The sequence below is a fragment of the Bacteroides sp. UBA939 genome (genome assembly GCF_002293435.1).
In the GTDB taxonomy this organism is placed as follows: Bacteria; Bacteroidota; Bacteroidia; order Bacteroidales; family Bacteroidaceae; genus Bacteroides.
On the sequence record NZ_DBDF01000083.1, the window covers coordinates 4,722 to 20,403 of the forward strand.

The 15,682-nt window shown below is 42.7% G+C and carries 9 protein-coding genes and 1 pseudogene; 3 read left to right on the forward strand and 7 right to left on the reverse strand.

The features are described from left to right. The 7 genes and pseudogenes from B2Z67_RS05950 to B2Z67_RS05980 form a co-directional block, all read right to left on the reverse strand. Positions 1-493 (reverse strand): annotated as a pseudogene (locus B2Z67_RS05950) (hypothetical protein); the annotation flags it as partial. Positions 494-519: 26 nt separating this feature from the next. Then, positions 520-1,116 carry a DUF3575 domain-containing protein gene (locus tag B2Z67_RS05955; protein WP_291528900.1) on the reverse strand — a complete coding sequence of 199 codons (597 nt, stop codon included), beginning with the start codon at positions 1,114-1,116 and terminating at the stop codon, positions 520-522. A gap of 27 nt (positions 1,117-1,143) precedes the next feature. After that, complete coding sequence (locus B2Z67_RS05960; protein ID WP_291528901.1) at positions 1,144-2,085, reverse strand: FimB/Mfa2 family fimbrial subunit; 942 nt, start codon at positions 2,083-2,085, stop codon at positions 1,144-1,146. Between the two features lie 107 nt (positions 2,086-2,192). Next, complete coding sequence (locus tag B2Z67_RS05965) at positions 2,193-3,494, reverse strand: FimB/Mfa2 family fimbrial subunit (RefSeq protein ID WP_291528902.1); 1,302 nt, start codon at positions 3,492-3,494, stop codon at positions 2,193-2,195. A 459-nt stretch (positions 3,495-3,953) separates the two neighbouring features. After that, positions 3,954-4,871 (reverse strand): tyrosine-type recombinase/integrase, encoded by a 918-nt coding sequence (locus tag B2Z67_RS05970; protein ID WP_291528903.1) that lies wholly within the window; start codon positions 4,869-4,871, stop codon positions 3,954-3,956. A 312-nt stretch (positions 4,872-5,183) separates the two neighbouring features. Further along, complete coding sequence (locus B2Z67_RS05975) at positions 5,184-5,594, reverse strand: bactofilin family protein (protein WP_291528904.1); 411 nt, start codon at positions 5,592-5,594, stop codon at positions 5,184-5,186. Positions 5,595-5,800: 206 nt separating this feature from the next. After that, positions 5,801-7,762: a sulfatase-like hydrolase/transferase gene (locus tag B2Z67_RS05980; RefSeq protein WP_291528905.1), complete on the reverse strand. Its 1,962-nt coding sequence runs from the start codon at positions 7,760-7,762 to the stop codon at positions 5,801-5,803. A gap of 598 nt (positions 7,763-8,360) precedes the next feature. Here B2Z67_RS05980 and B2Z67_RS05985 point away from each other — a divergent pair. The 3 genes from B2Z67_RS05985 to B2Z67_RS05995 all read left to right on the forward strand — a co-directional run bounded on the left by B2Z67_RS05985 (position 8,361) and on the right by B2Z67_RS05995 (position 15,614). Further along, positions 8,361-10,262, forward strand: a complete 1,902-nt coding sequence (locus tag B2Z67_RS05985; protein ID WP_291528906.1) for a hypothetical protein — start codon at positions 8,361-8,363, stop codon at positions 10,260-10,262. A gap of 180 nt (positions 10,263-10,442) precedes the next feature. Then, positions 10,443-14,474 carry a two-component regulator propeller domain-containing protein gene (locus B2Z67_RS05990; protein WP_291528908.1) on the forward strand — a complete coding sequence of 1,344 codons (4,032 nt, stop codon included), beginning with the start codon at positions 10,443-10,445 and terminating at the stop codon, positions 14,472-14,474. 12 nt (positions 14,475-14,486) lie between these two features. Continuing rightward, entirely contained in the window at positions 14,487-15,614 is a 1,128-nt protein-coding gene (locus B2Z67_RS05995; protein WP_291528907.1) for an aldose epimerase family protein, read from the forward strand. Positions 15,615-15,682: the final 68 nt, after the last annotated feature.

A 15,682-nucleotide genomic window follows, 5' to 3' on the forward strand; every position in this document is an offset into this window, starting at 1 on the left:
TAGCCGAGTAACCGGGTTCTTCCATAATAGCATGACTCATGGTAAGAGCCTCCAGCGTATTCTGGTAACGCTGTGAGCGGGTATAAATATTTTTGTAGGCATTGTTCAGGCAAATAGCCTCTGCCTCACGAATCTTGCCCTGGAAACGCAGGGCGTCTACGTATTCGCAGACATCGTCCATCTCAAGTATGTCAGAACGGAGTTCTATGGCGCTACCATAGTGTTCGGACGCACGTTTGTAGTCTCTCACCATGAAGTATAAACGTGCAATCTTTATATGAAGCGCAGCTTTGGATTCGTCGTCCATTACGCGCTTGACAGCCACCTCGTATTGAGACATGGCCTTATCAAATCTTTGACTGATAAAATTGCGATCAGCCCGCCGTTCCATACTGCCCACTTTACGTTCCTGCGCAGTGGCGGAAACACTAACTCCCAACAACAGGAGAAATGCAATAGCAGACAGTAGAACTTGAATCTTCTTATTTTTCATTTTCTGCAATTCTTTATCAGTACACATTAACGGTATATATTATAGGTGACACTTATGCCCACCTTGGTAGGGCCAATCCATGTCTTTGTTTTTTTTCGCTCTAAAGGGAAGTTTGCATAATCTCCACCCAAGTAATACTTGTCGTACTGCAGATGCGCATACCCAAGACCCAGATTGAAATCCAATCCCCAACGGGAATTGAATGCATACTTATATCCGCCGGAAACACCGCCCGATACGCCCCAACCCATACGGCGGTAGCTTTGCAACGGGTCGTTATTAGTCAGAAAACCGATATTGAAGTTGCCATACATGGCATAAGGACCTACATAAAAGCCGTCCCAGGAATCATTCGTATAGAAGTTATGCGGATTTATATAATAGCGCAGCTCTACCGTAGACTGGAGGGCACGAAAAACTTCTTCGCTCTTTTTAAACATATACGGCATCCATATCGCTTCAGCGTTTACCGTGATCTGCCGGGTCAGCGTGTATTCAAAGCCAATGTTGGGCGACCCGGTGAGCCAAAACGGAACATTAACCTTTATGCTTTGCGCCTGCACGCCACTGATAGAACAGAGCAGGAGAGTAAGACAAAAAATATGTCGCACAATCAGTTTCATAATTCTTTCTTTAATTTATGTATATAATCATCCCAATTCTATCTCTTTTCCGGTTTGGATATCCTCGTCCCAGCCTACAATACCTATGTTGACAACCGTATAGGCATCAATTTCAATAATGATACGTTCACCGGACATCAGCCGCAAGGGTTGACCTGTATCCTTATCTCTCACATCAACCGGCACATGAATTACGGTAAGACCGTCACTGGTGAGGAACGTAAAATTCAGTTCCATGGGTACATCCTCAATGGAAGGCATGTAGCTGTGATCCACTTCCAATATCTCAGGGTTTGTTTGCGCAGGAAGTTGGTCGATATGGAACATCTGGTCGTCCGAGGTTAAACGGGAAGTCGTGGTTAAACGGGTAGACACAGACTCATGATACTTCAGATATTGCATCACCGAAACACCTTCAGCACGCAACTGAACATTCTTGATGCGGGACACATCGGCGGGGAAGTTCTTAAAACGTACGGTAATACGACCGGTATAACGCGCCAATTGCACGGTATCAGTCACCAAAATACCCGGATGCTTTACTACCACAGCCGCATACTTCTGATAGTGTATATCCGAAGGGTGCACGTAGTGGTTGTCGGCGTAAGGGTGTTCATTCAATACAAAAGCCGAAGATTCTATATGATGATCATCTGCAAACTGAAGACTATCGGTATTGGTATAGCAATACACATCATATTCGCCTGGAGGTAGCTTGAAACTGAACAGACCTGTTGCCATACGCGGGTCTTTATTCCAATCCGGATAGGCGGCATAACGTGTCGCAACCAAGGCTCCGGTATTACTGTAGACTAATACACGACAGTCGCTGACAGTATTATTCAGGACTTCCGGTACAAAGACCTGATAGGTGGTCTCGTCTTCAAAATAGTCATAGGTGCACGAAGTTAACCAAAGTAAAGAAACTACCTGGGCGAACAGCACTATGAGAAGTCCGTTCTTGCTCATTTTCTATAATTTATTCATTAGTACAAGAGAAATATAGCGGGAGCAGTTTTCCGCTATTGCATAATGCTGCTCCCTGCTATATATCCAGAGGTATGAAGGGATGATTGTTACATTTCAACGATAGAAGTTACGATGTTGTTATCCCAAGGCGTAGGTTCGTTAACAACAATAGTCAAGTCACCAAATTCCGTAACGGGAGGTTCTTCATAACCACCTGTATTTAAGGAAATGTTCACTTCACGAATCTGGTTGGGCAAGAACTTATCATCTATTATACCGGTCCAGTATACAGTTGAACCGACTACCGCAGGAGTTCCGTCTGCCAAGGTATGACCTGCCTTTGCTTTTCCGGTAACAGTGATAAGATATTTACGATTACCAATGGCATTACCACCGGCAGTAACAGCTTGCGCAGCACGGTCGGAGTTCGGGAATACGATGATATCTCTCCACAGCTTGAAATTAGCATCTACAATTTTCAATTTAGACGCATCAGCACCATATCCTGCATTAACAACCGGGTCTGCAGTTTTGAATGTATTAATACCCTCAGTAATAAACTGAACAGCTTTAAGAGTAGTAGCATTATATACACTATTTACTCCACCAGCAGTACCGGCTCCGATATTCATTTTCTCCGGCAAATGACGAATCAAGACAGAAGAAGCATCAGCTCCAGTTCCGGCAAAAGCAACATTAGCGTTGCTTTTCACATCTATACGCACACGCATCAAAGACACTTCACGCGTCAAAGTGATAGCAGCACTATTCATTTGATTTCCAGTCACTACTACATCCGCATCATTCAAAGTAGTACCCAAAAAGATTTCTGCAGGTTCCTGATAAGGTATCATGGCGGTAGCAGGGTCAACAAACTCTGTATTATCCATAAAAGCAGGCCAAACAGGATCATTATCCCCATCAACTATTGCCTTGTGCGTCATATACAACGACGATATATTCTTATCAAGGACGTTGAATTTATCCCATGCTGCATCATTAGTAGCACCAAAAGGAGTGATATTAGTCAAAGGTTTAGCTGTAGTACTGGCTACAGCAACTAACTTATAAGTACCTGCCGGTACACTGGTGTACACGTACTTCTTCTTGGGTGATAGCGCTGGGGGATTTCCTTCATTAAAATTTCCGGCAGTCGGTGTTTCTACAGCAGAGAATTTCACTACGCCGGTTGTTTTATCATAAAGGAAGAACTGTATCTTATCTATGATATCCCACGACGTTACAGGAATAGCATTTGTAGATGCCGCTCTTGTACCAGCAGATCCGCTAAAGTCTAACTCAATGGAAAACTCCACGTTCTCAGTTTCCGGAGCATCTTCATTCTCCGTACACGCACTAAATGTCATTGCCGCGAACAATGACCACATTAAAATCACTTTCTTTCTCATAACTTTTAAAACTTAATTAATAATAATAATATTGGTATCTAATCAAAATGAATGTCCCTTACTTCTTCGCCAGAAGCCTCTACTTTATCCGTTACTTGTTAGGTAACGGGAATATACATAATAACATACACCAGGAGCATGTTTCCGTGTACGAACTACTATAAAATTAAAATTTACGTATTGTTTAGGCAATAGAAATCATTTTCCACCTTTATAGCGAATAAAGATGGACTATACTTTTATTTTATATAAATGAAAAAATCTATCTGAAAATCCTCGGAATTTTGCCTGATTTAAATAAAAAATGTCGTTAGATATAATATTTTTTGCATTTTTATTTGCTTTTCCAAAAAATAGCTATAATTTTGCCGCACAAATAATACTGACCGTTACCTAACAAGTAACGTCGTCCTATTTCATTGTGAATCAGTTAGTTAGCAATTTTTGCTAATACGTATGCTATCCATTTTTTGACAGTACAAATGCAACAATCGATTGATTCATTCGATTTATCTCCGCCTCTTTGAAAGGCTGAAAATAAGTTTCAGTTACCTTCACGGAAGAATGTCCCATCGCATCACATATCAGATTTGAATTGTAATTCTGCCGCAGCGCCGTAGTCGCCCATGTGTGACGGGCGGTGTAAGTGCTCAACCGCTCCCTTATATTTAAGGTACGCGCCAACTGTATCAAACGGTAGTTCTCAAGACGCAGCATACAAGTATATTGCCGGTACTCGTTTCTCTGCGGATTCTTTATAATAGGAAAAAGATAAGGTGAATCGGGAGATTCATCCCTGTATTTTTCAATAATCGCCATTGCTTCGGCACATGCCACAACGGTCATCTTACGCCCCGTCTTATGACGATGGTATGTGATGATATCCCCTTGCATATCGCACTTACGCAAAAATGCCAAGTCAACAAAAGACATTCCGCGAAGCAAAAACAACAGAACGAAGACATCGCGACTGAAAGAAAGCTTCCGAGATAGTTTCTCTTCGTTTTTCATCAGCCGGGACATCACTTCCGGCGAAACAGCCCTTTTCACCGGACTGTCAACACCTGTATGTACATTACTAAAAAGACGTGGAATATATGTGGCAACTCCAGACTCTAATGCCTGATTATAGATAGACCTCAACATGCGCATATAAGTAGAAACCGTATTCCACTTCAATTGCTCAGCCAATAACCTCTGTTCAAACCGGCTCAACCACTCTGAAGTTAACTGTTTAAAACTCATTTCGCGACCGTTCATGAATTTTCGCACCCTGTTTAATGTGCTTTTGTACACGTGAGCAGTACCATCTCGCTGCTCTTTCTCTAATCCGACAATTAGTCCTTCCATAAATTTGGTTAAAAATACTTCTTTCATCACAATTTTGATTTAGTTACATACTTAATGAAAAAGCACATTTAATACAGCTATATATATTCATCATATATATCAACAGATTATTTGCGCATAATCCATAACAAATCATTTGCAAGATTACCCTTTCAATTCAGATAATTTTGCTTTAATTAAGAAGTTCTATTTATCGCCAAATAATAGATTAACTAATGCTTCTTTTTCTAAAATACAATTCTTGGTTATCAGTCCTCTGCTGATATTTATCCGAGGGGACGCTCTTCCTCATCGACGCGCGTACCCTCTTCTTCTCGGTTACCAGCCTTCTGCTGATATTTACTCGAGGGGACGCTCTTCTTTATCGGCGAGCATACCCTCTTCTGTAGTTTTGCATGTTCCGTTGAACCGTGCTTTCGATTCAATCTCGAGCTTGGAGGTATAGATATCGCCATTCATTATACATCCGGATTTCATAATCACTCCTTCCGTTACATGAATATCCCCGTGCAACATACCATGCAATACAACCGAATAACATGATATATTACCCTCGACTTTACCCTGTGAACCGATTACGACTTTACCCTTGCAGGATATATCACCGTCCACTATTCCATCTAAACGCAAGTTACCTTCTAGTGTTATCGTACCTTTTACGTTTGTTCCCTGAGCAATTGTCGTCAATCCCTCAGCACATTCTTTCGTGACTCTTGCAGAACAATCATCGTTCTTTTTCTTCCCTAACATAATAATTTTGATTTTTGTGAATAAAAAGGCGAACATTCTGTTGATACCAAATATTAATTTAAGCGCAAATATAAGTTAATTATTATACAAAAGAAACATAATTAAGAAAAAAAAACTACCCCAAATACGTTTTTTCCTGGATATTAAAGAAAAGCAGTTGCCATGGTGGTTTTCCGCCTATAGTTTCCGTGATACGATTCTTATTATTAGTTGGGCAGAGGCACCATTGGCCGGCGACCGTAGTTCAACTCCAAACCTTTCTTATAGACTTCAGAACCGTGCAAGTTATTAATGTCCATTTCACCCAGATTTATGAGTATGCCACGAGCCATAAGTCCGGCATCTTCATTCTCAAGACGCGGCAGGGTTTCAGCAGCCTTCTTCAATTCAGGCAGAAACGGACGGATAAAGTCGCGCATTCCGGAATCTAAAGACAGACATTCCAGAGAGGAATAACCTATTTTTCGATCCTTCTCTTGAACCGGAGTAATGAGGCGCGTAATCCCTTCCTGCGTTTTACCCAGATAAGTAACGGCGTAAGCGGCTTCGGAAGCTATATAGGGATTGTTGTCTTGCAGCAGCATCAACAAGGCTTGCGGACAGTCCTTGATTTGATTCTCTCTGGCAAGTTTCGCATACCCCACCACTCCCCAGAATCTCATTTCGGGCAAGGGACTTGCAATTGCTTTCTCCAGCATAGGAAGAGAAGCTACTGTTGCCGCTCCTGCTGTTTCGACAAGCGCATAAAGTTCGTCCAAAGGATATTTCTCTTTGCGTACTTTTTCATAAAGTATATGTCCGGTACGTGAATCGGGAAGGAAAAACCCCAGGTCAACGGTAGCGCGGATATGTTCGGATAGCGCCTGACGCATTCCGGACAAAGTTTCCGCATATTCGGGAGTATTGGATAAGTCATGTAGTTCGCCCGGATCTTTTTCAAGGTCAAACAGCATTTCCGCCGGATGAGCTTCGTAAGTCAGCTTCCAGTCCGGATTGGTATTGTGACCTCCCAATACCAGTTTGTCCCATGCTTTATTGGACGGCATTCCCCATTGGTAATAATTGCGCAAAGCAAACTGACGGTAAGGGATATAACTGCGGATGTACTTGAAACGCCCGTTTGTAGCGGCGCGTACCGGCATGAAGTGGTGCAGTTGGTTGGCTGCCAATGCAAACTGCATCTCGCGCTTTTCCCTGCTTGCGAATTTGCCGAAAAGGGCTTTACCTTGTATATGCTTGGGAGGTTTTATGCCCGAAAGGCTAAGTACGGTAGGCCCCAAGTCCGTAAAGTTAACCAAACCATACTCTTTAGCTGCTACATTGTTTGCCAAATGCTTCCACTTGGGCGGGAAATATGCAATCAGCGGCACTTTCAGACCGCTTTCGTACAAATATCCCTTACCGCGCGGAATGCAACCGCCGTGGTCACTGAAAAAGAATATGATAGTATTTTCATCCAATCCTTTTTCTTTCAAATCTTTCAGGAAGAATCCCAGCCAAGTATCCACGTCTTGCACAGCTTCGAGGTGACCGGCATAGTCGGAACGCACTTCCGGAAGGTCGGGAACGTAAGAGGGCAGCGAAAGCAATGCCGGATAGATGCCTTCGCGGGTATAATCCCTTCGCCCGTCGGTATGGAAAGTGCGGATGCGCCCCATGTGCGAGGTAACTGTATTGAACACAGCAAAAAAAGGCTGGTCTTTCTTCCGCTTGGGACTGTTGTAAGAAGCCTTCTTGTCGCATTCGTCCCAACAGATTTTGTTGTTGGTGGTAGAATTATAGTGCGTCTTATTATTGTTCGTGCAATAATAACCGGCCTCACGTAGCCTTTGCGGGAAGAATATATCGGCGGGCGTATCGTAAGGTACGGGATGAACATCCATTCCGTAAGTGCTTGAATAGCATCCGGTGATAAGCGATGAACGGGCTGCCGAACTTTGGGGAGCCACAGACCATGCATTCATAAACTGTACACCGCCGGCGGCCAGACTGTCGGCATTGGGAGTATGTATCCCCGTGTTACCGTAACAACCAAATTCGTACGCACTGGTATCTTCAAAAGTAAGCCAAAGAATATTGGGTCTTTCGCCTTTTTTGTCCGCTGCTTCTGCCGGTACGGAATACAGTCCGTAAAAGGCTGTACACATTAATAATGGAAAGTGTTTCATAAACTATATAAGTATTAAGAAGCTGTTTTGAATTTATTCCTAATTAAGAGCCTGTTTAAATTTTGCTCAGCATTGTTTTGAGTTTATTTTCGGTCTGTTTTTCTGTTTTCACTCGTCACATAGCCCGCTATGCTCCTCATAAAAACAGNNCTCAAAAATAACTCTCAAAACAAGCTGAATAAAAAACTTTTTGAGGAAAATTTAAACAGGCTCTAATATTATCAGTCTCTTTTAAGTTTGTTTTCTCGCTACTAAAACTTGCTACCAAAATAAGGTATTCGCGCCTGACCGGCGCTTTATTATGTTTCAAAATGTACTAATATTGTTTCGGTAGCTAACTTTTCAACAATATTAGTATCAATTCAACAATATTACGGGAAACTGTGAACGTATGTAGGAGGAATTTAAAATTAATAGATAGGGAAATTAATCGCAAAGCTCTATCTTTGAATACAAAAACTTAATGCGGGGACAAATGGGAAACATGATTTTTTTAAAGCTATATCAAAAGCTTAAGTCTACTGACTTTTATTCGCAGATGACACAGATTATGCGGATTTATTTTAAACCAAGTCTGTGTTATCAGCATAATCTGCGGATGAAATATCTATTTTTGATAGTGTACTTTACTTTCAGCACAGTACTCTTATCGGGACAACCACGGAATACGAATGAAAGTCCGTTTGACAGTTCGCTGCGCAACGAAGCGAACACGCTATTGAAAGAATGGATGGATACCTTTTTGACTTATCAATGTGACAATCCGAATCCTGCACTTAATGGGGGTGTTCTGTGTCCTGCATGTGCCCGTATGCACGGACGTACCGGTGATGCCGTACTTCCTTTAATGTATCTGGCGGAAAAAACCGGAGATAACAAATACTTGCATGGCGCCAAGCGTTTAATGGCGTGGATGGAGAATGTACACCGCCCGGACGGTTCCTGGATGAACGATGTACATGTTTCGGACTGGAACGGTACGACGGTATTCGCTTCCATAGCCCTCTACGAAGCTCTGCATTATCACGGGCATTTACTGGACGATTCAACCCGTAACCATTGGAAACAACAATTATTGCAAGCCGGCGAGTTCATGATGAACAACCCGTTTATTTACAGCCGCAAGCGCGAAGGTATGCGGAATATGAACGTAAACTATTCGGCTTCGGCAATCTATGCCCTGTACGCCATCGGCGAATTGTTCAACCGTCCCGATTTCAAGGCAGAAGCCAAAGAGATAGCCGCCGGACTGAAAAGCTACTTCACAGAGAATAACTTCTTTCTGTATGGCGAAGGCCCGAATATCAGCTCCCTAACCAGGAATGGTTGCCGCCCGGTAGACTTACTTTATAATGTAGAAGAGTCTTTGCCCAATATGGCATATTACGCGGTGATGGCAGGCGACAAGGAATTGCTGTCACTCGTAGAACGTTCCATGAACACCCATCTGGAATTTATGTTGCCCGATGGCGCTTGGGACAACAGTTGGGGAACGCGCAGCTTCAAATGGACTTATTGGGGAGGACGTACCAGTGACGGCTTCATGGGAGGTTACTATATGCTCGCCGCCCACCACCCGGAATACATAGAAGCCATTCATCGCAATGTCCGGTTACTGAAAAAAGCCACTCACGACGGACTTCTTTACGGCGGTATGCATTACGTTGTATCCGGCATTCCTCCTTGCATCCATCACACTTTCGGACACGCCAAGGCATTGACAGCCTTTCTTGAACTGCCTCCCCGGGAAATAGCTTCTTCCGGAAAACTGCCGCGTGACGCTGCTTACGGTACGAAATTCTTTAAGGATATCCATACCTGGCTTCTGTCTTATGGTTCCTGGCGCGCTACATTCACCGGATATGATGCGGAATACAAGGTAAAAGGAACGCACCCAATGGGAGGCGCTCTTTCCCTGCTGTGGCATACGCAGGCAGGCCCCGTTTTTGCCGCAACCATGAATCAATATCAACTGATTGAGGCTCCCAATATGCAAAGTAATACCCGTAAGTATCTGATGGGCGGCACTCCCCGGATTGAATTGGTGCGGAACGGAGTTACATACAGTAACCTGGACGATTTGAATACGGACATTACCTGCCATACGAAAGATGGAGTTTGCACCTTTACCGTAAATACCCATCTGGTTAATATCAACCAGCAGTCGCCTGAACAGGGAGAAGTGACTGTGAGAATGAATTATACGTATTCCGAACAAGGAATCGACGTAAATGTGGAACATTGCAATGAACCTATCCGCCTCATGTTACCTGTTATAGCGTCACCCGGAGAGGACGTAGAGATAACTTCCCGTAAAGTATGTATTAAGAAGAATGAAGGTGTATTAAGCATCACTTGCGAATCAGGAAATATGGAAGTAGCTCCTACGGACGATGACGGACGAATCTTTAATCCGGTTCCCGGATTCTCCTTTATACCTTTGCGAGTACTGCCGGATAATGCTGGTAAACAAATTAGCATTCATATACGTTTTTATTAATAGATTATATGGATACAGACACGTAGGTATGCACCATATAACTCATTTCATTTAATTCATAATAAATATATGTAAGTACAAAACATTAAATAGTTTATATTATTGCAGACTATAAATCGCTTATTATCAACAGCCATAAACATCATTGATAATATAAACTAATTTTAGTCTGGCACTTATATAAGAATACAGCAATTATTGTTAGTGCTTTCAGGAGTGCTATTCCCTTATGTAATGAAGGCCAACATAATCGAAAACATTCATTTTGAACATATCGGTTTGGTGGAAGGCTTATCACACAGTACGGTTTTTGCTATTAATCAAGATAAAGGTGGAAATTTATGGTTTGCCACGTATGACGGCGTCAACAAGTACGACGGCTATAACTTTACCGTATATCGCCATCAATATACAAATCCCAACAGTATTGCCAGTGACATTTCGCGTTGCATTGCCGTTGATGATTCCGACAGGATATGGGTAGGAACACGTGAGGGCTTGTCTCTTTATAATCGTCATAAGAATGCTTTCTCCAATTATTACTATAAGAAGAAAGGAACGAATATAGCTGTTAGCAGCATAGCATCTATCAAAGAAGATTGGCTGATGTTGGGTACTACGGAAGGTATTCTGCTTTTTGATGTAAAAGGAGAGCGTTTCCTGAACGATACTTTATCATCTTCCTTGCATCTGCTGAAACCTACAACCCTGGTGCGCCAGGGAGACTACATTTATATTGGCGCCGAAAATGGAGTTTATACGTATTCCTTGTCAAATGGTGCTCTGAGTAAATTGGTGGATATACCTGCCAATGTGCGGATACATGCGATCTTGTGCCAGATGTTCAACCAGATATGGATGGCGACCGAAGGAGCTGGTTTGTACATGTATGACACCAAATCGAAAGAACTGAAGAACTATCGTTCTGAAGATGGAAAGTCCGGATTGAATTCAAATTATGTACGTTCCCTGGCGTTGGATACCGAGAACCATCTATGGGTAGGAACCTATAGCGGACTGAATATTTATAATGAAGGAACGGACACTTTCTTTTCATTGAAAAGTTCGGAGATACAGGAAGGGAGCTTATCGCAGAACTCAGTCCGGAGTATTTTCAGGGATTCACAGGGTGGCATGTGGCTGGGCACTTATTGGGGCGGACTGAATTATTATCATCCCTTGTGCAACCGCTTTCAGAGTATCAAACATATTCCTTTTCTAAATTCACTCAGTAACAATGTCGTAAGTTGTATCGCAGAGGATAACGAACAGAATCTGTGGATTGGAACAACCGATGGCGGGCTGAACTTCTATAATAACCGTTCACAGACGTATAAGAACTATTTATTAAATTCGGAAACTTTGGATATTCCCTTTAAAGACATCAAAACGGTGTATGTAGATGAGTTGCACAATAAAGTCTACGCAGGCGCCCATGCCGGAGGAATAATGGTGCTGGATAGGAAGTCCGGGCATGTGGAATACTACAACCGCCGGAACAGCGACATACCGAGCAATAACATCTATTCCATTATCCCCGACGATAACGGGGGACTTTGGATAACCTCACTGGAGTATCTGTTGCATTTTGATATAAAAAAGCGTCACTTTGAGATTATCAATAAGGATAGACGTGAAGGGCAACCATACAATCGCCTGCTGTTTCGTGACTCCCAAAAGCGTATATGGATGGGAGGCGAAATGGGTGTTTCGGTGTATAATCAGGCGGGTAATTCTTTGCAGGCCAATACGGATTTTCACATAACACCCATTCTGCAACAAGCATTTGTGAATTGCTTTTATGAATCCTCCTCCGGATATGTATGGATCGGCACGCGTAACGGACTTTTCGCATTGAAAGAAGGTGAAGAAAATCCGCTTCAATACACCACGGAGAGTGGTTTGCCGAGCAATGTCATCTATGGGATTCTGGAAGATGCTTACGGGCGTTTATGGTTAAGTACCAATCAGGGCTTGAGTTGCCTGCATCCGGAAAATGAGAAATTCCGCAACTATACAATTATTGACGGTTTGCAGGGTAATCAGTTTAATGCCGGTTCTTATTGCCGGAAAGAGGATGGTTACATGTTGTTTGGCGGTGTTAACGGTATCACGTCATTCCGTCCGGAAACATTGATTGATAATCCTTATGCTCCCAAACCGGTAATCAATAAGCTGTTTGTTTATAATAAGGAAGTATTGCCGGACGACGAGACCGGTATCCTGGAAGAAAGCATTGAATATGCAAATCACATTACTTTGTCATCCTCCCAAAATTCTTTTGCCATATCATTTGTCGTATCCAATTATATTGCCGGGAAGCATAACACTTTCTCCTATAAACTGGAAGGGTACAACAATGTGTGGTACAACCAGGATGATATCAGTCCGGTTTCATATTCCAACTTGCCGGCAGGCAATTACACCTTCTATGTAAAAGCGGAAAATAACGATGGCAAGTGGAGTGAAGAACCTACCACACTCCATATCCGTATATTGCCTGTCTGGTATCGTACCTGGTGGGCGTTCACTTTATTTTTCCTGTTATTTATCTTACTGGTAGCAGGTATTGTCCGTTTCCTCTGGTCGCGTAAAAACATGCAGGCTGAAATCCTCCTGGAAAGACTGGATAAGGAAAAGCGTGAAGAAATCAACCAGATGAAGATTGGCTTTTATGTCAATATCTCGCATGAGTTGCGTACTCCGCTGACATTGATCGTTGCACCTTTGCAGGAACTTGTCAGTCGCATCAGCGGACATTGGGAACATGAACAATTACTGTATATCCAGCGGAACACAAATCGCCTGCTCCATCTGGTTAATCAGTTGATGGACTACAGACGGGCAGAGTTGGGCATCTTTGAACTTAGGCCCACGTACTCCAATGCGTATAAAAAGGTATTGAACTGTTTCATGAATTATGAAAATCTGGCGAAACGAAAGGATATAGACTATAACTTCTACACGGAGTTACAGGACGAGAAGCTACTGTTTGACGAGAATTACCTGGATCTGATTGTGAACAATCTGCTTTCAAATGCTTTCAAATATACCGAAGTAGGCGAAAGCATCACGGTGAAACTTTATAAAGAGGACAATAACCTTGTGTTGCAGGTAGCGGATACCGGCGTTGGCATTCCGAAGGAAAAGCAGGAAAAGATTTTTGAGCGTTTCTATCAGGTAGAAAGCGGGCGCGAAGGCAGTGGCATCGGTCTTTCCCTGGTTCAAAGGCTGGTTGAACTACATCATGGGCGAATTGTATTGCAGAGCGAAACAGGCAAAGGCTCCACATTCTTTATTTATCTTCCTCAGGATAAGTCGGTTTATACCGAGGAAGAACTGCTGAGCGGTAAAGGGGATGTGGAAGAACAACGTGTATATTCCACCAATGCACATGATGTCTATACCGGCGATGAAGAAATAACGGATGAAACAGACGTTGTGGATGCGGAAAACAGTAAGCGTGGAACGATTCTGATAGTAGAAGACAATAATGAGTTAAGGCAATACCTGATTAATGGCTTGTCTCCTCTATTCCGGACATTGGAAGCTGAGAATGGCCAAAAAGCATTAGACCTGTTGAAAGAGCAGGATGTAGACCTGATTATTACGGATGTAATGATGCCCGTTATGGATGGCGTCAAGTTGTGCAAGCTGGTAAAACAGAATCTGCGTACTTGCCATATACCAGTCTATATGTTGTCTGCCAAAACGGACATGAAATACCAGTTGGAAGGTTTGAATGTAGGCGCTGATGATTATATTGCCAAACCATTCTCGATGGAGGTATTGAAGAGCAAGATACTGAATACGCTGCGTACACGCTACCGTATTTTTGAGCGCTACTCCAATATGACGGAAGTGGAACCCGAAAAGCTCACGAACAACACTATGGATGAGAAACTGCTGCGAAAGGCTATTGAAGTTGTTGAAAAGAATATGGATAATGCAGAATTCTCAACTGAGCAGTTTGCACGTGAAATGAATATGAGCCGTTCCAACCTTCATCTGAAACTGAAAGCGATAACCGGGAAATCGGCCATTGACTTTATTCATAAAATACGGTTCAACCGGGCGTGCCAATTGTTACAGGAAGGGAAATATACCATTTCCGAAATCAGCTTCATGGTAGGATACAATACGCCTTCTTATTTTGCGGCGCGTTTTAAGAAATATACCGGTTACCTGCCAACTGAGTACGGAAAGAAATGATATTTATGACGTATGAAAGTACATACCATATTCCGGATAGCAGTCTTATTCTTCGCAGTTTTATGCAGGCAAACGGCTTTATGCCAATTGTCCGTGTCTAAGGACAGCAGTATTCCGAATGGAGATAAGACTATAGAACTTTATAAATTGGTGAATGAGAATGGCATGTCAGTCAAGGTGACGAATTATGCCGCTTCCCTGACTGATGTTTCTGTTGCCGACAAACAGGGAAACTTCGGACATGTGGTTTTAGGCTTTGACAGCTTGGAATATTATTTGGGAAAACATCCCAAATTAGGCGCTACAATCGGAAGGTTTGCCAATAGAATCAGAAATGCCGGATTCAGTTTGGATGGCCGGACGTATCATTTGGATAAAAACAATAAAGGACATTCCATTCATGGGGGGACAAAAGGATTCAATCTTCAAACATTTGATACGGATACATTCTATACAGTAAAAGACACGGCAATTGTAGTTTTCAAGTATAGAAGCATTCATCTGGAAGGAGGTTTTCCGGGTAATTTAAATCTTTCGGTTGCTTATAAACTGACTAATCATAATGAAATTATCTTGGAGTACACCGCTGTAACAGACAAACCAACGGTGGTAAACCTTACGAATCATAGTTATTTCAATCTGACCGGATGCAAAGAATCCGTGTTGGGACATATATATATGATTCAAGCAGACTCCATTACTCCGGTAGATTCCACAGGTATTCCTACCGGAGAATTGCTGGCTGTGGCAGGGACTGAATACGATTATACTTCTCCATTGCCGGCAGAAACGCGGATACGGAAAATGGGGAAAGGATACGATGTCAATTATAAGTTGAATAAGCGTTCTGATTCCCCGGAGCTGGCGGCAGTTGTAATGGAGCCTATCTCCGGCAGGGTTTTAAAGGCATATACTACTGAACCGGGTATGCAGTTTTATATTCCGAGTTCGAATATGAACTACCTTGTTGGGCATGATGGTAAGACGTATGGACGATATTATGGATTTTGCCTTGAAATGCAGCATTTCCCGGATTCTCCCAATAATCCTCAGTTCCCTACCACAAGCTTGTTTCCGGGAGAAACTTACAGGCAAACCACTATTTACAAATTTGAGACTATTATTGGGGCCGTTCCTTAGCCCGCATTATTCATACTGAGGTTAAGGGAATTGTCAGATTGACACTTTGTATTTTTAATCGCCTGAGA